Genomic DNA, 22,767 nt, shown 5'->3' on the forward strand with positions numbered 1-22,767 from the left:
TACGGGGAAGCGCTGGGCTGCACTCCGGGGGGGCGAAAGGGAGGGCGTAAGCGGAATTCAACCACGCAGGGCTCGGACGCTTCCCCAAGCGTGGCGGGGCCGTACCTTTATGCGGGCGGCCCTGAACGCGAACGTCGTTAATCACCCCGATGTTGCACAGAATCAATGATGCCGAAGCGAGCAGGGTCGCGCATGTCGAGGATGACCTGCTGATTCAGGAACGCGGCGTCACCGACAATCCCCGCGGTGCCTCGCAGGGAAACGGTCGGCTGCAGGCTCTCCGGCAACTCGTAGATCAAGGGGGGCTCACTATTTTCGGCCCGAGGGTGATAGTGCCCGTAATCAGCTTGCCCGGCATGTGCAGCAAGGTCCCCTCATAAGCACGTCCGTTCAGCGGAGGCCGACATCCACGCACGCTCTTGGGCGCTTGAAATGGGACGGAAAACCGCGATTTTCCGGCAAAACGCCGCGACGGGAATGCGTGGCCGGGACAGTTCAGGAGGCGCGCTATCGGGGAGCTACAGATCCAGTCCCATCAAGTGAAGGAAACGACAACAACGGCAGTCATATTACGCTAATTTGTCTTTAAGGTAAATCTCGGCGGACGCTCCGAACTCCGCCCCCTCCTCCGCCTCTACTTCCGATAATGTCCCTTGTCGGATGTAGGTGGCGGGCCGGGCCGTTCGCTGCTAAACCACGCTGAACCGCCGCAATGGAGGCCCGCAGCCGATGCCGAACACGCTTCTGTCTTCCATCAGCATCCGGGGCCTGGCCTACCAATCCGGGCTGGCCGCGGAGACCGCAGAGGCCGGCCTGAACGCCGAACTGAGCGGCAAACGGCAGGCGCTGGACGCCTACGACGCCACACCCGGCTTTATCGGCGAACGCGAAGACGGGCATATCCTGTGGGAGCTGGATCAGGTGCTCGAGATGGACGTCGCGCGCCTGGAGGAAGCGTTGCCCGATCTGCGCCGCGCCTTCGCGCTGTCAGCCTACCACTACTGGGAGACCGCCGTTTACCGCTGGCATCACCAGGAGCACGGAAAAGCTGCCAAGAAGAGGCTTGGAGCACACGATGACCTCGTCGAAGAGATCCGCAGGCTCGCGCAGAACGCACCCGATCTCTCGTTCAGTGTCCACCCCGACCTCGAGGCCGTCGCCAAGCTGGCAAACGTCCTCAAACATACCAGCGCCGATTCATGGCAATGGCTGATCGGGCAGTGCCCGGAACCATTGAAGCCCCTGTTCCCGGCACCCTCGGACCGACACACGCCGGTGATGCTGACAGTCGCCCAACTCGCCTGGGTGTTCGAGGTGGTCAGCCAGTCAGGCCCGGCCGGCTACCCCGGCGGTGCCGGCGCGCCGAGGACAAGCGATGCTCAGTGACATCCGGATCCTCGGCTCCCGCGCCGCTGCCCGACGCACGGTCGCTGCGCGGGTCGATCGCCTCACCCGCAGCCGCCTCGACCTCGACCAACTGCAGCAGGCGGTGCGGGCCCTCTCGGTCGCCCGCTTCGATCCGCCGCTCCCGCTGATCCTGGCCGGCATCGAGCAACCGGACGGCAGTTATACCGCGGACCGGCCGCTCGCCCCTGCCCTGCCCCACGCCGCCGCCGCCCTCGACGCCGCACGCGAGGCCGTTGGCGATGTCCCGGCCGGCCACGAACTGCTGATCGCCCTGGAGATCGACCAGGGCGCGCCCAGCTTCGTCGCCTGGCTGCGCCGCTGCCCGCCGGCCGGGCCGGTGCCCGACCTGGACGACAAGATGCCGCCGGCACCGGTCGGCCAGCCGGCCGCCAGCGTCGCCCAGTGGTTCGCCCTCGCCTCCAGCCAGGCAGTACCGAACCATGACGGCAGCCTGGGCACCGCCCGCAAGGCGGTGGAGGCCTTCGTCCAGCGCGGCAAGGCCGATAATACCCGCCGCGCCTACCGCGGTGCCGTGCGCGCCTGGTGCCAGTGGGCCGCCGGCCACGCCCTCCCTGCCCTGCCCGCGCGGGCCGAGGATGTCGCCGCCTATCTGGCCGACATGGCGCTGCGCAAGCGCACGCCGCGCACCATCGACCTGCATCGTGCCGCGCTGCGCTATCTCCATCACCTGGCCCGGCTCGCCATTCCCACCAGCCATCCGCTGGTCGCCGCCACCCTCGCCGGCATCCGCCGCGAGGCGCCGGGCGCCGGCCCGCAGCAGAAGACGGCGCTGACCTGGACTCCGCTCACCCGGGTGCTCGAAGAGGTGCAGGGCGACGATCTGGCCTCGGTCCGCGACCGCGCCATCCTGCTGCTCGGCTTCGCCGGCGCCTTCCGCCGCTCGGAGCTGGCCGGCCTCACGGTGGCCGACGTCAGCGTCGACGATGACGGCATGGAGATCCGCCTGACCCGCTCGAAGGGCGATCCCAACCGAGACGGGGTGCGGGTCGGTATTCCACGCGGCATCACCCGTCACTGTCCGGTCCGCGCCTACGAGGGTTGGCTACGAGCGGCTGCAATTACCGAGGGCGCCGTGTTCCGCCGGGTATGGATGGCCCCGGACGCCAAGGCAGGTACCCGCTCCCCGCGCCCGAAAATCGGCAGCACCGCCCTGTCCGATCGCGCGATCGCCGAGATCGTCCGCAAGCATTGCCAGGCCGCCGGGCTGGAGGGCAGCTTTGCCGGCCACAGTCTGCGTCGCGGTGCCATCAGCACCGGCGCCGGCGACGGCTACGACCTCCTCGAGCTCAAGCGCTTCTCGCGGCACCAGAGCCTGCGCATGGTCGAGACCTATATCGATGCCGCGAGCATCAAACAGCGTCACCCTGGGCGCGGTCGATTTTAACCCTCCTCTGAAACCCGTATAAGAGCTGATTGGACGGCGATCCTGATTGAGCACGTGGTCCAGAAGGCGTGCGACCGCGCTCTGTGCACCTGGGGCCTGACCGGGGTTACGCCCCCGTCTCCCTCCTTGCCCGTTTGGCCGCATAGAGTGCCGCATCAGCGCGCTCCAGGAGCGCCTGAAATGAGATCGCCATCGGTCGCCCCACGGCTATGGCCGTTCCGACGCTCAGCGTCGCGTTTATAGGCCCACCCGGTCGCAGCCGCGCATCGTGCCGGAACGCAGCCGTGAGGCGGTCCGCAATCAAGCGGACGTCTTCCTCAGCCGTGGTGGGAAGAATACCCAGGAACTCGTCCCCGCCGATCCGATAGATCGTCTCGCTGTCCGGCAGCACACGGCGAGCGACGTCGGCGGCCATCCTGAGTAGTTGGTCGCCGGTCGCATGCCCGTGGTTGTCGTTGATCGACTTAAAGTGGTCCAGATCAAAGGTCAGGAGCGCAATATCGCCTGGGCAGCCGCCGCGGCGCGCCAGCCATTCCTCCAGGGCGCGTCGGTTTCCCAGATCGGTCAACGGATCCCGCCTGGCAAGGCGGAGGTGCTCCGCCGCCTGACGCTCGCGCGGCAGCGCGATCAGCAAGGCGGTGACCAGCAGCACCTCGATCATAGCCTGCGCATTAAACGCAACGACCGCCCACAACGCGGTCGGTTCCGCACCGAGCGGTTTCGGTAGCCAGGCCGCAAAAGGCACGCGCGCCCATTCGAGCGCCGCGCAAATGCCAAGCACCCGGGCTAGCAGCCTCGCCGCATGAATAGCCCTGCCAGATGCCAGCCAGACGTCGCGGGCGGCCAATGCATTGAAGCCTCCCACCAGCAACATGCGGGACATCGCACAAGCGACGTCGCTGGTTCTTCCCGGTTCAATGACAAAGGGTAACGCGGCCGTCGCTAAACAGCACAGCATCGCGGTCCCGATCCGTGGCCGGTACCCGACCTTAATGCGAATGGCCAGCCATCCAAAACCGTAAGCGAGAGTCAGCAGGAACGCCCCAACCGGGATCCCGGCCTCACCGGGCAGGATCCACGGCGCGGTCAGAAAAGCTCCCCCCGCCCCGCCGATCAGGAAAGGCGCGGCCAGCCAGCGAGCTTTGGAAGAACGCCCGTTGCTCACCCCCGAAACGAGAAATGCAAGCCCGATCAGCAAAGTGACTGCCGTGCTGTAACCGATGATAGCCGGGGCGTATGCGGTCATGTGGCGTATGGCTGGTGTGTTAGGACGGACATTCTGGCGTCTTCATGACTTACGAACGGCCGTTTGCGCAACCAAACTCGATGACTGAATCGGCGTCTCGGGCAGTGTATCACCCGCCGTTGCTCGTTCCGCGCTCACGACGCGTAGCCGCGGACCGCGGCACAACCGACTGCGCGGTGTTCCGACGGGTATGACTCCCCACCGAGGCCAATCCGGCCGTCCCCTCAGCGCGTCCACAGGGCAGCGGCGCTGCCATCTCCGATTGCGCGATCGGCGCGCCTGTCCGCGAACCGGTTCAGGTGTTTGGAAGCCCGAGCTCCCCTTGAGTGCCGAATATTTCGTCCGAGGCATCAAGCTGCTTCGCAGTCGGCAATGCGTGCTTGTAGATCACACGATAGGACTTAGTGCGGCCCGGACCGCTCGCCTCCAATTCAAATTCTGCGAGCCCTCCGGCCCTCACCATATCGTTGAAAGCAGACACCACATCCTCCCGGAACCGTGCTCGCTTCTTCGACGGCTCTGTTCGGTAATCCCTTCCAACCATTTCGGACAATGTTTCCAGTGTAATGTAGTGGTGATTCGGCTGGCTATCGATGTACGGCCACCAAGCCCGCGCGAAGTCCCCTTTCAATCCGAAATATACATCCGCAGAGACCGAGACCAAATTTTTGGTTTCAAACGTCCGTCTTACCCACTCGCCGTAAGTAACGCTAACCTCGGAATCGAGATTAACACCGGTCCAGTTGATCGAACCAATCAGACCATCCGACCATCCCGCAGAGGGAAGTCTGCCCTTCGCCACGGCTGTCTCATAGGCGTCATATGTTCCGGTGAAAACGCGCATCGTGACGCTTCTGAGCTCTTCCAAGATGCGCAGAGCAACGATTAAATTATTCACGTGCGCTGTGAGACCAGATGCTTTGAGAATATCCCGCCAGGTCGCGTCAGTGCGATAAACTGACCCCTTCACCTGACCATTCTCACCCACAGTCTCAAAACGCTTAGCCCGGAGCCTAAAAAGCGCGATCAGCGCATCACGATGGCGCGTCCCTAATTCCCTGCCCCTCACTTCCACGACCGCGTGCGGCTTCACAACATACGTGCGAACGAAATCCGCATCTGTCGACAAGCCATGCTTACGTGGCGCGAATGCAGCAGTGCGCGCGAGCTTCGACGGTAGAACAGCGGGATTACGACGACCTCGCATGTTCGCGCGAGTACGGGCTAACCTCTCTAACCGCGCCACCTCAGCGTCGCTCAACTCGGTCATCTCTACCCCAGCGATTCCGACAGTGATCTGACTTTAGCAAGCCAAACTGTGGAAAACTATAACCGATTTGGGAATCACAGGGGTAGAAACGGGAATCGCGGGGGGATGAATGGGAATTGCGCGGGGAAAATAGGCTGATAACATACTGGTTTTATTATATTAAATCGGCATAGACTTTACTTTATTAGACTAAAAAATTAAAGACCACGTCTTCCCCTGTGAATCACGTGAACAACTTGTGCCCCGATCTCGCGAACTCCCGTCGCAAAAACGACTCTATTGGCTAAAAAATAAGAATGCTCATGAACAAGGAGTTTATGGGGGACATAGTACACTCCAGACCAGCATATCTTGCGCTCCGAGATTCCCCTCCTAGTCTGAATTTTGCCATGACTTCGCTCACAAACCAGGTGTGCGCGGAATCGCGAGGGTAGAATGGAGCAACATCCGTACGAATCCGGTGTTCCATCGGGCACATGTCCGAACGGAATCACGGGGGTAGAATGGCAAAAGGCGACGTTCCAGTGAACTGATATCATTATACATTGTTCAACTGAGCGCTTCCTCTTGAACGCGGAATCGTAGGGGTAGAATCCGCCTTATCATGCCGGTTTGACCGGCAATATCGCGAAAACTATCCGAATCGCGGGGCTGGTGACGACGGGCAAACAGGAATCGCAGGGGTAGAATTAGGTGCTCCCTCTCGGGTGAGGGGAGCGCCACTTGACCATCCCCCTCGCTGAGCAACGGAATTGCGGGGGTAGAATTGGGACTTTTGCCGCTTCCGTTCCGCCAATTTAGCGGGGGCGGCCCCGCAACTGGTAACGACGGCAAGGGAACCGGCCGCCGTGGAATCGTGGGGGTAGATTCGTAATGCCTCGGGCTCAGTTCTGGTCTCGGAGGCCCGGTAAACTGCAAATATTCCTACCCAGGTGGAATCGCAGGGGTAGAATGCGCCAGCGTTTCGATGCTTAGGGATTAGGAATCCGGCTACACAGCAGGTGTCCCGCTAACAATGAGCGCGGAATCGCAGGGGTAGAAATCGAATACGCTACTCGCTTCATGGGTCTTCCACGGGAGACCGGGCCATAAGAGGCTCACGATCCATGGCGAAAGCGGGAAGCGCGGGGGTAGAATACGACATTAAGGCGATTCCTCCCCCCATCACACCTTCCACCAAGTAACTGGAAAAATGCGATTGAAAGCATTCCTGACTCAGGGATCCTCATTCATCGAGCGTCAAGAAGATCCGCAATAAGGCTTGAAAGGGTACGGAGTTTTCCACGATCGTCCTCGGAAAGTGCGTCACGACTAATCTTCCGAAGCGAAGTCTCAAGCTTATCCACCAAACGACCTGAAAAAGCGTTACCAGGCCCATTCCGGCTTGCGCTTACCTTAGACGATGACGGCTCTTGCATACCATTGCGAAGCTCCCGAATTGTCAGGCTTCCGGATAACGCGCGCTCCATCAGCGCGGTCCGCGAAGGACCGTCAGGTAGTCGACTGAGCTCAACGAGCATGTTGCGGCTGATAGGAAATTCTGACGTCAGAACTGCAGACAAGAAGTCTTCTGGCAAATCAATGATACGCAACAAGCCACTAAGCTCTGAAGGACTCTTCCCGATTTCCTTCGCTGCTTCCCGCTGATTCCATCCCTCCTTCTCCATCAGACGCTTGATCCCGTAAGCTTCCTCCACAGGATTCAGATTCTCACGATGGAGATTCTCAACCAAAGACGCCACCTCGAATGCTTTGTCGCACTTTATGGCGACAAGCATGTGGATTCCGGCGCGCTCGGCGGCTCTCCAGCGCCGCTCGCCGGCGACGATAATCCAGCGGTTCCGCTCTCCCGGCTTGGGCCTGAGCAACACAGGCGCGAGTTGCCCGTGCTTTTTTAGGCTCTCGGCAAGTTCGTCAATACTGGCCTCAGGGAATGTCTTGCGCGCTTGGGTTGGGTCGGGCTCCACATGAGAAGCGTCGACTTCGAAGCTGTGGTTTCGGTTTGACGAAACAAAGTTCGACTCCAACGACGATACCCGCTGCCCGATCGAGTTCATCAGCGGTGAAGGCCCCTTCCGGCGCGGTATCGGGCTCATGCCCGCACCTTGCGCTTCACGGGAACAGGCGGCTCATCCTCTTCCGGATCCGGCTCATCAAGGTTCAATAACGCCAGATTGGGTGGTGCGCCGGTCGCCAGCGACGCAGCTAACCTCACATAGACCTGCACAGCTTTCGACCGAGGTGAAGTGTCGAGCGCAATAGCACCTGCCCAAGCGGCATTGCCAAATACAGTGCTATCGGGAACAGGTTCCAGAACAGGTGCCAATTCCGCAGTGTACTTGATCAAATGGTGCAGAACCTCCCGATCTACGGCTTGTCGACCATTGTACCGCGTCGGCAAGATTCCGGTGACTCTAAGCTGAGGATTCAGACGGCGCTGAACTTTCTGGACGGTCGTCAGAAGGAGCGCGACTCCCATTGCATCGGGCGGTTCAGTTTGAACCGGCACAATCACCATATCTGCAGCAACGAGCGCCATGTATGTCATAAGCCCAAGATTCGGCGGCGCGTCGATGACGATAAAATCATAATCGTCGAGGACAGGTTCAATGGCCTCCGAGAGAGCGGCCTCGAAGCCTGGCTCGCGACGACCGTCCGCTTCGGACAAGTCGATATGGCTTGAAAGCATATCGAATTGCCTTACATTTCCTCCCACCTCCTCGTCGCCGCGGATAATGGCGTCACTTACCTCCGCGCCTCTAAGCAGTACGTGCATCACAGTCCGGCCAGAACGATAGAACTCAAGAGCGCCCTGCCCCAGAAGCCAGTCTGTGGCAGACGCCTGCGGATCGAGATCTATCAGCAGGGTCCGTTGCCCAGCCCGTTGGAGCGCCGAGACAAGATTCAGCGCTGTTGTGGTTTTACCCACCCCGCCTTTCTGGTTGGCGATGGCGACCACGCGCGCTTTAGCAGTCCGCTGCTCTTGAAGAAGTTGCATTTCACGCTCGACGTCTGCTGGTATTTGCTCCTTCCCATTTTCCCAGCGACTGAGGCGAGAGCGGTCGTAAGAGCGGTCAAGCCGCGTGTTGAGTACATTTCTCAAATCGTTCTGAGAAAATTTAAGCTCTTCGCGAATCTGGCGGAATTTGTCCCCGTTCACGTGCCGGCTCCCTCTGAAGTTTCCGTATCTGCACGCTAAAGCCCTCGAAGACTGACCGTCAACACAAAACGCACACTGTTGACGGATTAATGTTGCCGACACGATGAAGCGGCTTCGGGTCTGCGCAAATTCTTCTTGGCGACCGCCGCAGAGAGTAATCGACGTAGTCTCCCCTCCGCCGGAAGACGTTGAGGGTTGAACCTTGAAGATTCTGCGGCAAATGGGTCCCGTTGTCCCAACGACGCGCTGCTCTCCATTTCACCGCCGCTATATGTCACGCTTGGTGTCACCTCAGTCAGGTAAGGAAGTGGAAACTTCGACCCATATCGTCTCGTCCTCCAGGCATCATGATTCGGTGCTGTTGCACTAAGCGGGCGGCCGAGCCTTGCCGACGGGGCCGCTTTGTGTCGAGGCTCCCCTCCCCCATCTGTGACGCCGAGTTCTGACGTCAGAACTCGGCCGTCGAGCGCCGTTGCACTAAATGGGCGGCCGGGCGTTGCCGGCGGAGCCGCTTTGTGTCGAGGCTCCGCCTCTCCCATATGTGGCGCCGAGTTCTGACGTCAGAACTCGGCCGTCGAACGCCGTTACACTAGATGGGCGGCCGTGCGTTGCCGGCGGAGCCGCTTTGTGTCGAGGCTCCGCCTCTCCCATATGTGGCGCCGAGTTCTGACGTCAGAACTCGGCCGTCGAGCGCCGTTACACTAAATGGGTGGCCGGAAGGTGCTGGGGGGGGCTGCCTTCTGTCGAGGCTCCGCCTCCCCCGCGCGTGCCCTGGGTTCTGACGTCAGAAGTTTCACCAGCGCCGATGAGGCGCTTTCCAGAGTTGAATAACAATAAGCGGGGAGAAGAAGAGGGAAAGGGTCAGGAGGGAAGAAGACGCGCGCGGAAGCAGGGACAGAGGTCGCACCACATGGTGGGGAGCGGATCAACCGGGTGGGTCCTCGTCATGCTCGCCGGCTGCGCCGCCTGCGCGTGCCTGCGGTCCCGGCGCAAAGCGCCGCCGTATGATCCCCGCCCCACCATGTGGTCGCGCAAATGGGTCAAGAGAGAAAAGGACCCAGACAATGACGCTCCATATCCTTGCCCATGGCCTCCCCGATCCGGACGGCCCCGCACGACCGGTCGCCGGCCGCCAGTTCGAGGCGCTCAGCGAGCTCGAGACACTGGCCGGTGTGACCGACCGGGTGGCCTTCTGGCGCCGGTTCAGCCACCTGCCCCTGCAATATCGCGTCCGGCGCGGCCAGGAGGTCCTGCATCAGAGCGTCCATGAGCAGATCGCGAAAGGCATGCTGACGCCCAAGGAGACCCCAAAGGAACGGGCCCTGCGCGCGCTCAAACGGGCGACGACGGCTTTCATCGAGCCCAGTGATCCGACGGCGCAACCGCTGCCGGACGTCCTTGATGCACTCGCCCGATCGGCCGACGCGGCACGTGACGCCGGCGCGACGGCGCTCGAGATCATCGATGCCAGCGACGGGCTGGAGCATTAGCGCCTCCCCGTCCCTGCCCTCAACACCCTGACCCGTCATAGCGGCCACCTCCAGGTGGCCGTTCGTCGTTTCGCGCCCCCGGCCAGCTCGCTGCGCCGGGCGATCGCGCATGCCCGGAGCCCTTCCATGGCCGATTTCGGAACCCAGTTCAGCCTCTTCGACAGCACGCCCCTCAGCGGGAAAGACACCTGCCTCTATTGGGGCGACCTGGAAGGAGAAGACGCCGACGCGGCGCCTGCCGCGTTCGCCAAGGCACTCGCCGAAGCCCCAGCCGTCGTGCCGCAGCGCGATTTCCGCCTGGCGGGCCTCCGTGGCCTTGCTGCGGGTTGGCAGGCCCGCGCGCGGGATAATTTGGCCGCCATCCGGCTGCTGGGAGAGCTTGAGCGAGACGAGCGCAACGCGACCGCGGCCGAGCAGGCGATTCTCAGTCGCTTCGTCGGCTTCGGCGCCGGCGATCTGGCCAACAATCTGTTCCCCCGCGCAGGCGACACCGTTGGCCGCGGCTGGGAAGAGATCGGCGCCGAGCTGACCGCCTGCACGAGCGAGACCGAGCGCGCGGCGCTGGCGAGGGCGGTGCAATACGCCCATTACACCCCGGAATATATCGTGCATACGATCTGGGACTTCCTGCTCGCGCGCGGCTTCCAGGGCGGCTCCGTGCTCGAGCCCGGGTGCGGCACCGGCCTGTTCATCGCCACACGCCCGGCAAAGCTCGACGGCAGCATCGCATTCACCGGCATCGAGATGGACGCCGTGACCGCGCGGATCGCCGGGTGCCTGTATCCCCGGCAGTGGATCCGCCAGGAGGATTTCACCAAGGCGAAGCTCGACAGCGGATACGACCTCGCGATCGGCAATCCGCCGTTCTCCAACCGGACCGTCCATAACGCCGACGACCGTGCCCTCTGGGGCTTCAGCCTCCACGACTATTTCATCGCCCGCTCGATCGAGGCCCTGCGGCCAGGCGGGATCGCGGCGTTCGTGACCTCGCGTCATACGCTCGACAAGAGCAGCACGACGGCAAGGGCACACATGCAGGGGATGGCAGACCTGCTGGGTGCGGTCCGGCTGCCCGCAACGGCGATGCGCGCCGATGCCGGAACCGACGTCGTGGTCGACGTCCTGGTCTTCCGTCGCCGCGCAATCGGCGAACTGCCGGGCGATGACCACTGGCTGGAGAGCGCGGAGATTCCCGACACCGATCTGGGCCAAGGCGCTCTGCACGTGAACCGCTACTATCTGGATCATGGCGAGCAGGTCCTCGGACGGCATGCCTGGACCACGAGCCAGTTCGGGCCGGACTATACCTGTGAGCCGATCGCCGGCGTTGCGCTGGACGAGGCGCTGCCGATCGCGCTCGGCCGCATCGCACCGGACGTTCGTTTCCCGGCGCCGACCGACGGTCGGATCGTGGCGCCGGCGGCCGACGGCCGCCAGATCGGCACCGCGGCGGATGGCGCCGACCTGAAGGAGGGCAGCTACTTCCTGGAAGGCGGCGTGCTGCACCAGATCGTCGCCGGACGATCGAGCCGGGTCCTGATCCGGAAAGGCGAGCAGAAGGAGGGCCTGTTCCAGAAGCACGCGCGCATCATCGAGGCGCTGGTTCCGGTGCGTGACGCTGCGCGGCGCGTGCTGCGCGCCCAGATGGAAAACCAGCCGTTCGCGAAAGGGCAGGGGGACCTGAAGCGCGCCTACCAGGCGTTCGTGCGGCAGTTCGGACCGATCAACCTGACGAAGACGACCGTGCGGGTGAATGAGACGACAGGTGTCGAAACCGAGACGCAGCGGCGCCCGAACCTGCAGCCGTTCTACGATGACCCGGATGTGTGGCTGGTCAGTTCGATCGAAGAATATGACGAAGCGACGGAGAGGGGCAGGCCCGGTCCGCTGTTCACCGACCGCGTCATCCATGCGCCGGTGGAGCCGGAAATCCATTCCGCTCACGACGCCCTGGCGGTCTCCCTGCACGATACCGGCCGCGTCGACATTCCGCTGATCGCGGAGCTTCTCGGGCGGTCCGAGAGCGACGTGGTGACGGACCTCGGCTCGGCGATCTTTCTCGATCCAGCCTTTACCTTCCCGGGCCGGGATTCCTACGTCACGGCCGACGCCTATCTCAGCGGACCCGTGCGGACCAAGCTGGCGAAGGCTCGCGAGGCCGCCAGCCATGATGGCCGCTTCACCTGCAACGTCACGGCGCTGGAGGGGGTGCAGCCAGAGGACCTGCGGCCTTCCGATATCACCGCCCGACTGGGCGCGCCCTGGCTTCCGGTGAGCGACGTCACGGATTTCGTTCGCGAGGTACTCGGGGTTGAGACGCGGATCCACCACACCGCGCAGGTGGCCTGCTGGAGCGTCGACAAACTGCCGTTCGCTGGCAAGGCCGAGGCGACATCTGTCTGGGGCACGGAGCGCCGCCACGCGGGCGAGCTGCTGGAGGACGCGCTGACCCAGGCCAGTCCGAAGATCTACGACACCTGGACCGACCAGGACGGCGAACATCGTGTGTTGAACACGCAGGAGACGGAAGCGGCCAAGGAAAAGCTGGCAGCGATCAGGAGCGCATTCTCAACGTGGGTGTGGCAGGACGCCGAGCGTGCGGATCGCCTGGTGCGGCTCTACAACGACACCTACAACAACCTGGTCGCCCGTAAATTCGACGGCGCGCATCTCCGCCTGCCGGGCGCCAGCACGACGATCCGGCTGCGTGAGCATCAGAAGCGGGTCATCTGGCGGATCATCGCCACGGGGGGCACATACATCGCCCACGCCGTGGGGAGCGGCAAGACGTTCTCGATGTGCGCGGCCGTGATGGAGCAGCGCCGCCTTGGTCTGATCTCGAAGGCGATGATCGTCGTGCCCGGGCATTGCCTGGCGCAGATGGCGCGCGAGTTCCTGATGCTCTACCCGACGGCGAAGATCCTGGTCGCCGACGAGACGAATTTCGTGAAGGAGAAACGCCAGCGGTTCCTGGCGCGCGCCGCCACAGGGAATTGGGACGCGATCATCATCACCCACGATGCGTTCAAGTTCATTCCGGTCGAAGCCGCGTTCGAGCGGGAGATGATCGAGGCGCAGATCGCCTCATACGAGGAACTGCTCGACCAGGTGGACGGCGAGGACCGTCTCTCGCGCAAGCGCATCGAGCGGATGAAGGAGGGTATGGAGGCGAAGCTCGAAGGCCTCGCCGCCCGCAAGGATGATTTGGTGCATCTGGGCGAGATCGGGATCGACCAGATCCTCGTCGACGAGGCGCAGCAGTTTCGCAAGCTCAGTTTCGCGACCAACCAGTCCGACCTGAAGGGCATTGACCCGAACGGCAGCCAGCGGGCGTGGGACCTGTTCGTGAAGACCCGCTATCTGGCGGCGCGGAATCCGGAGCGTCCGCTGATCCTGGCCTCTGGCTCCCCGATCACCAACACGCTTGGCGAGCTCTACACCGTTCAGCGCTACATGGCGCTGGAAAGCCTGCAGGAACGCTATCTGCACGAGTTTGATCCGTGGGCGGCGAATTTCGGGGAAACCCGCACCGAACTCGAACTGCAGCCGAGCGGCCTTTACAAGCCGGTGACCCGCTTCACCGAGTTTGTGAACGTCGCCGATCTGATGGCGATGTATCTGCATTTTGCCGATGTCGTGCAGCAGGAGGATCTCCGCCGCTACGTGAAGCTGCCGGCAATTCAAGGCGGGCACCGCGAAATCGTCGTTGCGCCGGCGAATGACGATTTCCGCGCCTACCAGAAGGTGCTCGCCGAGCGCATCCGCGTCATCGAGAACCGGAAGGCGCGTCCCCAGAAAGGCGACGACATCCTTCTGTCGGTGATCAACGACGCGCGGCACGCCGCGATCGACCTCCGGTTCGTCGAGCGCGACCCCGCGAACGAGAATGCGCCCAGCAAGCTCGACGTCATGATCCGCAACGTCTTCCGGATCTGGCAGGAGACGTCGGAGAACCGCTACACCAACCCGGAGACCGGCGGTCCGTATGACCTGCCGGGCGCCGTGCAGATGGTGTTCTCCGATCTCGGCACCGTCGCGGCCGAAGGGAAGCGCGGCTTCTCGGCGTATCTGTGGATGCGCGACGAGCTGGTGCGGATGGGTGTGCCCCGCGACCAGATCGCCTTCATGCAGGACTACAAGAAGGCGGCGGCCAAGCTCCGCCTGTTCGGTGACCTGAACAGCGGGCGCAAGCGGATCCTGATCGGCTCGACCGCAACCATGGGGACGGGGGTGAATGCCCAGCAGCGGCTGATTGCACTGCACCACCTCGACGTGCCCTGGCTGGTCTCCGACATCATCCAGCGTGAGGGGCGGATCGAACGCCAGGGCAATCAGAACCCGCTCATCCATATCTACGCCTACGCCCAGGAGGGATCGGTGGACGCCACGAACTGGCAGCTCCTGGAACGCAAGCTGCGCTTCATCTCGCTCGCCATGTCGGGGGACCGCTCGATCCGACGTATCGAGGACGTCAACGACGACGGCAATCAGTTCGCCATGGCCAAGGCGCTCGCGTCAGGCGATGCACGGCTGATGCAGAAGGCGGGGCTGGAGGCCGAGCTGGCCAGGCTCGAACGGCTCCACGCCGCGCATTACGACGACCAGTTCGCGGTGCGACGCGCCATCCAGGCGGGCGAGCGGGACATCGCCAGGGCGAACGAGCTGCTTCCGAAGATCGAGGCGGATATCGCGCGCCGGGAACCGACGCGGGGCGACGCATTCCGCTTCGAGGCGCCGCGTGGCGCCATGGCAGAGCGGGAGAGGGCAGGGGCCTTTCTCCTGGGGCAGGCCAGGATGGCCGAGAAGCAGGGGGAGGAGGGACGCTGGGTCCTCGGCCGCATCGGCGGTTTCGACATCGTGCTCGAAGCGTGGGTGCAGCGGTTCCGCCTGGACGAGAAGCGCAAGGTCGAGGCCACATTGGCGATCGACTTCAGCCACGGAATCGCGGGGGTAGAGTTCGACGCCGACACAAAGCCCCTCGGCGTTGTGTCCAAAATCGAGCACGCGCTGTTGCGTCTGGACTCTACTCACGCCGAGACGCTGCGCAGTCGGGCGGACGCCGAGGGTCGGTTGCCCGCCTATCGGGCCCGGCTGGACGTGCCGTTCCGTGAGCAGGCGCTGCTCGACGATAAGCGGAACGCGCTGGCCGAACTGGAGGCGGAGCTTGCGGCAACGGCCAGCCCTGGCGGGAACGACAATGAAGCGGGTCCGGTGAATAATGCAGCCGCCGGGGACAGCGCGGCTGCTGCGTAGGAGAGGCTGGGAAAAATCAATTGACCGGCGTTGTTGGAGGACGCCGGCCATGCCAGGCTGCCAGGGTACGAAGGCCGCCGTTCATGGCGGCTTTCGCCCCTCATCTTGGCCGTTCGATTGGTTTTCTCACTGCCTCAGAAGCGGACAAATCTTTGTGGATTAAAAACGCTTGGCGCTCGGCTGCCGATGTTCTTCTAATTATGAGGGCATGGAAACCATCTCGCAGGATATTGCCTGTAGCTAATCGCCTGCTATGGTCATATGTACAAATGCAACATGAGAGTTTTAAAGATAGGATGAGAATTTCATGAAATGCTTCCTCTCCCATAGTAGTCGTGATAAAAAATCTTATGCAGAAATATTAGCATCCGCACTCAGACCAAACATCGAATATGATGAGGCTACATTCGAAGAAGGGATGGGAAATTTAGAAGAGATAATTAATGCTTTAGACAGATCTAGCATATTTGTTCTTTTGATATCTGATAACTCTCTTTCTTCTGATTGGGTAAAAAAAGAAATTACTGAAGCACATCATCGATTAAATAACGGCCAATTAAAACGCTTTTTCCCAATTATAATAGATCCTAATATTAACCATACCGACGATCGTATTCCCTCGTGGATTCGCGATGCATACAATTTGCGGGCGATTACACGACCGACAATAGCAGCAAAAAGAATCAAAGAACGCCTAGTGGAAGCTTCGTGGCAATCGCATCCTATGCTCAAGAGACGTGACCAGATTTTCGTGGGAAGAAATACACAGATTGGTGAATTTGAACAGCGGTTCGATGATTTTACGAGGCCTCAACCCACGGTGGTATTTGCGTCAGGATTGAATGAAATCGGACGGAAAACGACCATAAAGCATGCACTTCGTAAAGCTAACCTTGTTCGTGATACATATGAACCAATTCGTCTAGACCTTAGTAGAGTCGACAATATAGAAGGAGCCATATTGAAGTTGTTCGACATTGGAATAACGGAAAATATTATTATTGATAATTTAATGGAACGCACTGTCTCCGAAAAAATAGAACTTTGCTCAAAACTTATTAAAGACATTTTATCATATAAAGAAATTATTTTGATAAATGATGACTATTGCGTTCTTCGATTTGACGGGGATGTTGCTCCATGGTTTGAGAAAGTAATAGATTCTCTTCCTAAAGGCAGTCTTGCCATTTGTGTCGCGACATCTGCGCGGCCAAACCGACATTTATATATTAATAAACATAAATACTTTTTTATTCACATACCGGAACTTGAAAAAGTAGAAAGAATTGGTCTTTTTAAACGATACGCTGGTTTATTTCAAATAAATTTACAAGAAACAGATTATGAAAATTTTATCCCGTTACTAAAGGGGTTCCCGGAACAAGTAACCTATGCAATAAATTTAATACACGAGTCTGGAATCGAAAAAGCGTTCAAAGAGTCTCATAATATTGCGAATTTTTCAGTATACCGCGCCAACATTACTATAGAAAAATTTCAGAACGATGTTGATGTTATCAATTTCTTAAGATTCATCTCATCTTTTGAGTTCGTGTCGATTGATTTTATTTCTAACATAGAATCTGTGATGGGTAGAAATATTAACCAGCATTTAGATACACTTCTTCAATATAATGTCTGCGAATCCATTGGAGCAAGTGGTGACTATTTTCGAGTAAACGAAGTGATCAGAGATGCTATACTTCGAGATAGATTCCACATAGAGGATTCTTATATTTCGGCATTAAGGGTTTTTGTTGAAGATTTCTCGAAAAATCACAATGAAATTACATTTGATATATCAGAATATCAGATCGCTATACGGGAGGCATTGTCATCTGGCATAAAGCTTCCAGATCGAATGCTCATACCTGCGCATTTTCTGCAAACGATGCGTCGTCTTTATGATCGTAGAGATTACAAAGACGTTGTAGTATTGGCTAACAGAGCATTGATAAACAAGGAAAACTTCGATGAGCGCACAGAGCAAGATATACGATATTACTTATGTCAAGCTCTGGCTCGGCTGTTAGATCCGCGGTTTTTGGATGAAGTGCATCTTATTCATGGTCCAGAACATGATTTTCTTATGGGGTTTTACTATCGATTAAAAAGACACTTCCGCAAGGCTCTATCACGTTACAGATCTGCGCTTAGTTATCCTCGCATTGAACAGAGAGCTCGTCAAGAAATCGTTTTTGTTCTCATTAATATGGAGGATTTTGGACAAGCGATCTCTCTCGCTCGTGAGAATTTCCAAAGGTATCCTCGAAACCCTCTTTTGGCGCAAGCATACTTTAATTGTTTGATGCACGATTCTAATCGTGATTATGTAAAACTTGAAGGTGAACAAATTCTACAAGCTCTTAATAGCATGGGAGGATCTCGAGCTATAGAAATATTCGATAATCTGAAAGCAAAATTCGAATTTGAATTTGGTGATAAAGAAGATGCCTTTGTGCAGATTGATATTGCCATAGGTAAATATAAAGAGATCATATATCCACTTTTGACAAAATTGGAGATGTCTATATCTAATGAAGATATCTCATTGATACAATCTTCCATTGAAGATATCAAAAGAAGAAATCCTTCTCCTGGCCATAAGATTGCAATCTACAAAGGTGAAGCAGTTATTGCTGCCCTCTCAGGAGATTATGACCGAGCGCTTAGAATGCTATCTAGAGAACTATCTGAGTTGAGTGAGGGTGCAAAAGAAAAACTAGAACGTAAATTCCGGCGTATTTCTTGTAACTTGTAGAAATACATCGCGTAATTTTGTTTTATAAAAAATAATTGGTGATTCTTCAAAAATAGACCGTCCGTTGATGGCATATTACGGACGGTTTCAGGAGATAAATTTATTTTTTATTATATTATTTGACAAAACATACGGATTTACTGAGGGTTATGATCGATTTGGAAAAGGCGGCGATGTCTACTTCCTCAGTTTCCGAACCAATAGTGGACAGGCAGATTCCCCCTCCTTGCGGACGAAAATGTAGGGGAAAAATAAGCGCGGAGTAGGCAAAGGAAGCGCAAAGCCAGACCAACCCGTCCGCACCAAGTGGTGGGTGCTCCCCATGCTCGCCGGCTGCGCCGCCTGCGCGTGGGTTGCGCTCCCGGCGCCAGGGCGCCGCACTTGGCCCGGCCGGGATGCCCCGGCTTCCCGACCCTGAAAAGGGAAGGGAAAACGATGCTGAACGGCAGCACGCACCATACGATCCTCCATGGCCACCTGTTCTGCGGGCTGGGGGGCGGCGCAAAGGGCTTCAATGCCGCCAAGGCCCGCCATGGGACACTCTCCGCAGATTTCGAATGCCTCGGCGGGATTGATGTCGATCCGGCGGCGATCCGGGATTTCGAGCGGCTCGCCGGTGTTCCCGGCACGGTGCTGGACCTCTTCGATCGGGGCCAGTACCGCACGTTCCATGGAACGGAGCCGCCGGCGGATTGGCGGGAGGCCGGTCCGCAGGACATTCACCGGGCGTTCGGCTTCCGCCGCCCTCATATTTTGTTCCTTTCCGCGCCATGCAAGGGATTCTCCGGCCTGCTCTCGGAGCGGACCAGCCGAACGCCGAAATACCAGGCCCTGAACAGATTGACGCTCCGTGGGATCTGGCTGACGCTGGAAGCGTACAAGGACGACCCGATCGAGTTCATCCTGTTCGAGAACGTGCCGCGTATTGCGACGCGGGGGCGTGAGCTGCTCGATCAGATCGTCGCCCTTCTGCGCGGTTACGGATACGCGGTTGCAGAGACGACGCACGATTGCGGCGAATTGGGTGGGCTGGCGCAGCGGCGCAAGCGCTTCCTGCTGGTCGCGCGGCATGCGCAGAAAGTCCGCCCCTTCCTGTGGGAACCCCCGAAGCGGGCGCTTCTGGGTGTGGGCGATGTGCTGTCGCGCATGAAGCTGCCCGGCGACGCCGACGCCGGGCCGATGCACCGCATTCCGCGGCTGCACTGGCAGACCTGGGTGCGCCTTGCCTTTGTCGAGGCCGGGAAGGACTGGCGATCGCTGGAGCGGCTTGCCGTCCAGGACGGATTGCTGCGCGACTACGCGCTGGTCCAGGACACGCCTGGCTGCTCACCTGCGGCGTCCGAGATCCCCGATCCCCGGCCGAGCAATCACCGGAAGTTCGCCAACATCTACCGTGTCGTCGCCTGGGACGCGGCCACGTCCACGGTTATCGGCCGCTCTCAACCCAGCGACGGTGCGATGAGCGTCGCCGACCCACGCCCCGGTCTCGCGCGCGGCAAGGGAGACGACTATCTGACCGCCGGACATTACGGCGTGGTTCGGTGGAAGGATGGCTGCGGTGCCGTGAGTGCCGCGGCCTGCCACGATAACGGCCGCTGGGCCGTGGCGGATCCACGCCCGCCGTTGCCGGCGCACGATGAGCGCCTGGTTTCGGTCATTCGCGCGGAAGACGGCACCTGGCACCGGCCGTTCACGACGGCCGAGCTGGCGTGCCTGCAATCCCTCTTCGACCCGGAGGAACAGGCCGAACTCGACGGCCTGAACGACACGGCGTGGCGGGAGCGGATCGGCAATGCCGTCCCGCCGGACGCAGCACAGGCGATCGCGGAGGCAATGGGCCGTACGCTGCTGGCCGCCTGGAGCGGAGAGAGCTTCATGCTCAGCGCGGCGCCGATCTGGGTCAGGCCGATCGCGATCGCAGCCAGCGTCGACCTTCCCCGCTATCAATAATCTATGCCGATCAGGAGATCATCATGGCCGAGTATCGCGTCAAAATCGGGTTCTGGCTGCGTGCATACGACAGCTTCACGATCGACGCCGCCTCACCGGAGGAGGCGATCGAAATCGCCAGGCGGGAGGCCCGGAAAGAAATCGAGAGCAGCGGGAAGCCGGAGCATATCGAAACCGACGAGCGGCGCGAGGGCGTGATCCTGTACGTCGATCGCGTCGGCGCAGCCCTCGATGTCGCGACGGTCGCCGAGGATCTCGCGTTTGATGACGATCGGATTCATCCGGCGGAGGAACGCCCGGCAGAGCAGGAAATCCAATCTGCCTGACAAACAGGGGAGGAGGCGGAACACGGAAGACAAACAGAAGAGAAAGATGGCTGCCACGACCCCGGCGCGCGCTCAAGGCCAAGGCGAGCGCGGCGTTGCCGCGGCCTTGCCCGCGCGCCGGGCCCGTGCCCGCCGGAAAGTATCAGGCAGGAAAGTGATGGCAGGGTGCCGTCGCTTGTCCGGATGCCTGCGCTCTCCGAAAGGCCGAACCATGACCTCTGAATTTCGTGAAGTCGACCCGCGCACGCTGATCCCAAACCCGAACAACCCGCGCACCTCGCCGCCCAACGAAGAGCGGGACCGCCGCTTCGCCTTGAATATCCAGATCGTCGGCGTGCTGCAGCCGCCTGTCGTGCGCGAGCAGGCCGATGGCACCCTGATGATCGTCTACGGGCACCGACGGGTGCGTTGCTCGATCATGGCGAAGCTCAAGGTGATCCCGGTGATCGTGCGGTCTGGCGACGAGAAGCTCGACGACCTGGCAGCGGGCTCGGAGAACATGATTCGCGAGGACATGTCGCTGCCCGACCAGTGGCGTTACGTCGACCGGATGCGCCGCGAGAAGAACTATACCGAACGGCAGTTGTGCAAGGCGCTGATGGTCACGCCTGCCTATCTGAAGCGTCTGTCGCTGCTGGCCGGCCTGCATCCGCCGATCCTCGACGCGATCGAGATTGATTACGGTCCGGACGAGCGTGCCCTGCGGGTCATCGCGCGGACGCCGGCGGTCGAGCAGAGAGCCGCCTGGGCTGAGATCTGGTGCGAAACGATCGCCGACGACGCGGACCCGGCCGAACATTGCATGACGGAGGACGAGGCGAAGGATTTCGATTGGACGGAATTTGCTCATGCTCTTGAGCACACCCAGTTCTTTGCCCGCGACGCCTCATTCGACGATGCTCTCGCCCGCAAGCACGGGATCGCCTGGGAAGAAGACCTGTTTGCCGAGGGCGGCCAGGATAACCGTTACACGGTGGACCGTGCGCGCTACGCGAACGCGCAGCGCGCATGGATCGAAACGCAGTTCGGCGAAGACGATGTGTTTCTTGAGACGCATGAATATGGGCACCCGAGGATGGAAGACGGCATGCGCCGGCTGTGGCACGCCGAGGAAGGCCCGCGCGCGTTCTACCTGGATTCCCGAACGCTGAAGGTCGGTTACGTCTTCTTCGAGCGATGGACACCCCAGCCCGGCGCAGGGGCGACCATGGGGTCGTCGGCCCCGGCTCCGAAGGTCCGCGGCGACATCTCGGGAACCGGTGAGAAGATGATCGGCCAGATCCGGACGCGCGCGCTGCATAGCGCCCTGGACGCTGCGTGCGCGACTGCGGAGCCATGGGACCTGGTTGGGGCTCTTCTGCTCGCCTTCTGCGGAAACAATATCGCGGTCCAGGGAGATCCGACAGGCGGATTTGGGGAGCAGTCCGCGCGCGACGCCGCGACTGCCGCCCTATTCCCGGAAGGTGTGCTGGTCAGGGATCCCGAGCTTCTGCGCACGCATACGATGGCGGTGCTCCGGAGCGTGGCCAACTGCGAAGTGAGTCTCCACAGCGGTAGCGGGATCGCGGCGCAGCTGCTCGGCGTGCTGTTCAATGCGGACGTGCAGATGCCGAACATGGCGTTCGATGAGTTCCTGAAGACGTTCAGCAAGGCCGGCATCACGACTGCCGTCGAGGCAGAGGGCCTGGCCGCCCAGTCCACGGGGAAGCTGATGCGCGCGGCGCTGATCGCCCATGTCGGGGAGGGACGCTGGGTGCCGGAGGCGGCAGGCTTTGCGCAGTCGACAGCCGCGTGGAAGGCGAAACTTGCGGAGGACGCGCAGCATGCGGCGCGCCTCGCGGCATACTCCGAGGACGATGACGGGGACGAGGATGAGGAGGACGATGAGCCGGCTGACGCCGGCGACGGCGACGACGTGGTGCCCGTAGAGGATGAGGCGGCGCCGGAGGACGCCAATGCAGCGTGCATGAGCGCGCCTGCGGACACTGAGGGGGCAGGGGAGGCGCTCGACGCTGTTGCCGAGCGGCTACGGGATGAGTTCGCCTCGACCCCCGAGGGGCGCGCGCATTTCGACAGCCACGTCGTGTTCGTAAAGGCAGCGTGATGTCGGGGATCGTCAGTTGGGGCAGCGAGACCGAGCCCTTCCAGTTTGCCGGGAAGAATCCGATCCCGCGCAACGATCGGGACCCGATGATGGCCAGCTACACGGCTGGCCATCTTGGCTTCCACGGTTGGATGCGTGCGGTCGACCGCGCGGTCTGGAGGCAGACCGGGCTTGGCGTATTCGATTTGCCCGACCGATGCTGGCGTGATGCCTACGAGGAGCAGATCCCGCCGGCGGAAGCCGCACAGGAGGCCCTCGAGGACGAGGGATGCCCCCTGGAATAGGCAAGGAGCCGAGAAGAGCAGGCGAAGAGCGTGGGCTGCCAGAGCGGGCAGGCCCTGCCGAAAGGTGGGTGCTCCCCATGCTCGCCGGCTGCGCCGCCTGCGCGTGGGATG

At 60.5% G+C, this 22,767-nt stretch carries 14 protein-coding genes; 9 read left to right on the forward strand and 5 right to left on the reverse strand.

Annotated elements, in window-relative coordinates:
• Positions 1-137: 137 nt before the first annotated feature.
• A complete protein-coding gene (locus HLH25_RS08420; RefSeq protein ID WP_182973631.1) occupies positions 138-299 on the reverse strand; it encodes a hypothetical protein in 162 nt (53 codons plus the stop codon).
• 430 nt (positions 300-729) lie between these two features.
• Here HLH25_RS08420 and HLH25_RS08425 point away from each other — a divergent pair, with 430 nt between their 5' ends.
• Together HLH25_RS08425 and HLH25_RS08430 are read left to right on the forward strand one after the other, a co-directional pair.
• Positions 730-1,386: a hypothetical protein gene (locus HLH25_RS08425; RefSeq protein WP_182973632.1), complete on the forward strand. Its 657-nt coding sequence runs from the start codon at positions 730-732 to the stop codon at positions 1,384-1,386.
• On the forward strand, positions 1,376-2,812 hold the full coding sequence (locus HLH25_RS08430) for a tyrosine-type recombinase/integrase (protein ID WP_182973633.1): 1,437 nt from the start codon (positions 1,376-1,378) through the stop codon (positions 2,810-2,812). The genes HLH25_RS08425 and HLH25_RS08430 overlap by 11 nt, the downstream gene beginning before the upstream one ends.
• A gap of 106 nt (positions 2,813-2,918) precedes the next feature.
• On the opposite strand, the gene HLH25_RS08435 is transcribed toward HLH25_RS08430, so the two are convergent.
• From HLH25_RS08435 to HLH25_RS08450, 4 genes are all read right to left on the reverse strand, one after another.
• Positions 2,919-4,058: a GGDEF domain-containing protein gene (locus HLH25_RS08435; protein ID WP_182973634.1), complete on the reverse strand. Its 1,140-nt coding sequence runs from the start codon at positions 4,056-4,058 to the stop codon at positions 2,919-2,921.
• A 295-nt stretch (positions 4,059-4,353) separates the two neighbouring features.
• Positions 4,354-5,328, reverse strand: coding sequence for a hypothetical protein (locus HLH25_RS08440; RefSeq protein WP_182973635.1), 975 nt, complete (start codon positions 5,326-5,328; stop codon positions 4,354-4,356).
• 1,229 nt (positions 5,329-6,557) lie between these two features.
• Positions 6,558-7,424 carry a ParB/RepB/Spo0J family partition protein gene (locus tag HLH25_RS08445; RefSeq protein WP_182973636.1) on the reverse strand — a complete coding sequence of 289 codons (867 nt, stop codon included), beginning with the start codon at positions 7,422-7,424 and terminating at the stop codon, positions 6,558-6,560.
• On the reverse strand, positions 7,421-8,488 hold the full coding sequence (locus HLH25_RS08450; protein ID WP_182973637.1) for an AAA family ATPase: 1,068 nt from the start codon (positions 8,486-8,488) through the stop codon (positions 7,421-7,423). Before HLH25_RS08450 ends, HLH25_RS08445 begins: the two co-directional genes overlap by 4 nt.
• Positions 8,489-9,552: 1,064 nt before the next feature.
• Here HLH25_RS08450 and HLH25_RS08455 point away from each other — a divergent pair.
• The 7 genes from HLH25_RS08455 (at position 9,553) to HLH25_RS08485 (ending at position 22,656) form a co-directional block, all read left to right on the forward strand.
• The gene (locus HLH25_RS08455) at positions 9,553-9,978 is read left to right on the forward strand and encodes a hypothetical protein (protein ID WP_182973638.1); all 426 of its coding nucleotides are present in this window, start codon (positions 9,553-9,555) and stop codon (positions 9,976-9,978) included.
• A gap of 126 nt (positions 9,979-10,104) precedes the next feature.
• Complete coding sequence (locus tag HLH25_RS08460; protein ID WP_182973639.1) at positions 10,105-15,231, forward strand: DEAD/DEAH box helicase family protein; 5,127 nt, start codon at positions 10,105-10,107, stop codon at positions 15,229-15,231.
• 307 nt (positions 15,232-15,538) lie between these two features.
• A complete protein-coding gene (locus tag HLH25_RS08465) occupies positions 15,539-17,992 on the forward strand; it encodes a toll/interleukin-1 receptor domain-containing protein (protein WP_182973640.1) in 2,454 nt (817 codons plus the stop codon).
• A 435-nt stretch (positions 17,993-18,427) separates the two neighbouring features.
• Positions 18,428-19,942 carry a DNA cytosine methyltransferase gene (locus HLH25_RS08470; RefSeq protein WP_182973641.1) on the forward strand — a complete coding sequence of 505 codons (1,515 nt, stop codon included), beginning with the start codon at positions 18,428-18,430 and terminating at the stop codon, positions 19,940-19,942.
• A 23-nt stretch (positions 19,943-19,965) separates the two neighbouring features.
• A complete protein-coding gene (locus HLH25_RS08475) occupies positions 19,966-20,268 on the forward strand; it encodes a hypothetical protein (protein WP_182973642.1) in 303 nt (100 codons plus the stop codon).
• A gap of 211 nt (positions 20,269-20,479) precedes the next feature.
• A complete protein-coding gene (locus tag HLH25_RS08480) occupies positions 20,480-22,372 on the forward strand; it encodes a ParB/RepB/Spo0J family partition protein (protein ID WP_182973643.1) in 1,893 nt (630 codons plus the stop codon).
• Positions 22,372-22,656 carry a hypothetical protein gene (locus tag HLH25_RS08485; protein ID WP_182973644.1) on the forward strand — a complete coding sequence of 95 codons (285 nt, stop codon included), beginning with the start codon at positions 22,372-22,374 and terminating at the stop codon, positions 22,654-22,656. The genes HLH25_RS08480 and HLH25_RS08485 overlap by 1 nt, the downstream gene beginning before the upstream one ends.
• The last annotated feature ends 111 nt before the right edge of the window (positions 22,657-22,767 follow it).

This window comes from Gluconacetobacter dulcium, assembly GCF_014174165.1.
In the GTDB taxonomy this organism is placed as follows: Bacteria; Pseudomonadota; Alphaproteobacteria; order Acetobacterales; family Acetobacteraceae; genus Gluconacetobacter; species Gluconacetobacter dulcium.

Coding starts and splice junctions, on each gene's coding strand:
- HLH25_RS08435 (WP_182973634.1), bottom strand. CDS start 4,058: ATGACCGCATACGCCCCGGCTATCATCGGTTACAGCACGGCAGTCACT.
- HLH25_RS08425 (WP_182973632.1), top strand. CDS start 730: ATGCCGAACACGCTTCTGTCTTCCATCAGCATCCGGGGCCTGGCCTAC.
- HLH25_RS08480 (WP_182973643.1), top strand. CDS start 20,480: ATGACCTCTGAATTTCGTGAAGTCGACCCGCGCACGCTGATCCCAAAC.
- HLH25_RS08455 (WP_182973638.1), top strand. CDS start 9,553: ATGACGCTCCATATCCTTGCCCATGGCCTCCCCGATCCGGACGGCCCC.
- HLH25_RS08470 (WP_182973641.1), top strand. CDS start 18,428: ATGCTGAACGGCAGCACGCACCATACGATCCTCCATGGCCACCTGTTC.
- HLH25_RS08465 (WP_182973640.1), top strand. CDS start 15,539: ATGAAATGCTTCCTCTCCCATAGTAGTCGTGATAAAAAATCTTATGCA.
- HLH25_RS08485 (WP_182973644.1), top strand. CDS start 22,372: ATGTCGGGGATCGTCAGTTGGGGCAGCGAGACCGAGCCCTTCCAGTTT.
- HLH25_RS08460 (WP_182973639.1), top strand. CDS start 10,105: ATGGCCGATTTCGGAACCCAGTTCAGCCTCTTCGACAGCACGCCCCTC.
- HLH25_RS08445 (WP_182973636.1), bottom strand. CDS start 7,424: ATGAGCCCGATACCGCGCCGGAAGGGGCCTTCACCGCTGATGAACTCG.
- HLH25_RS08440 (WP_182973635.1), bottom strand. CDS start 5,328: ATGACCGAGTTGAGCGACGCTGAGGTGGCGCGGTTAGAGAGGTTAGCC.
- HLH25_RS08430 (WP_182973633.1), top strand. CDS start 1,376: ATGCTCAGTGACATCCGGATCCTCGGCTCCCGCGCCGCTGCCCGACGC.
- HLH25_RS08475 (WP_182973642.1), top strand. CDS start 19,966: ATGGCCGAGTATCGCGTCAAAATCGGGTTCTGGCTGCGTGCATACGAC.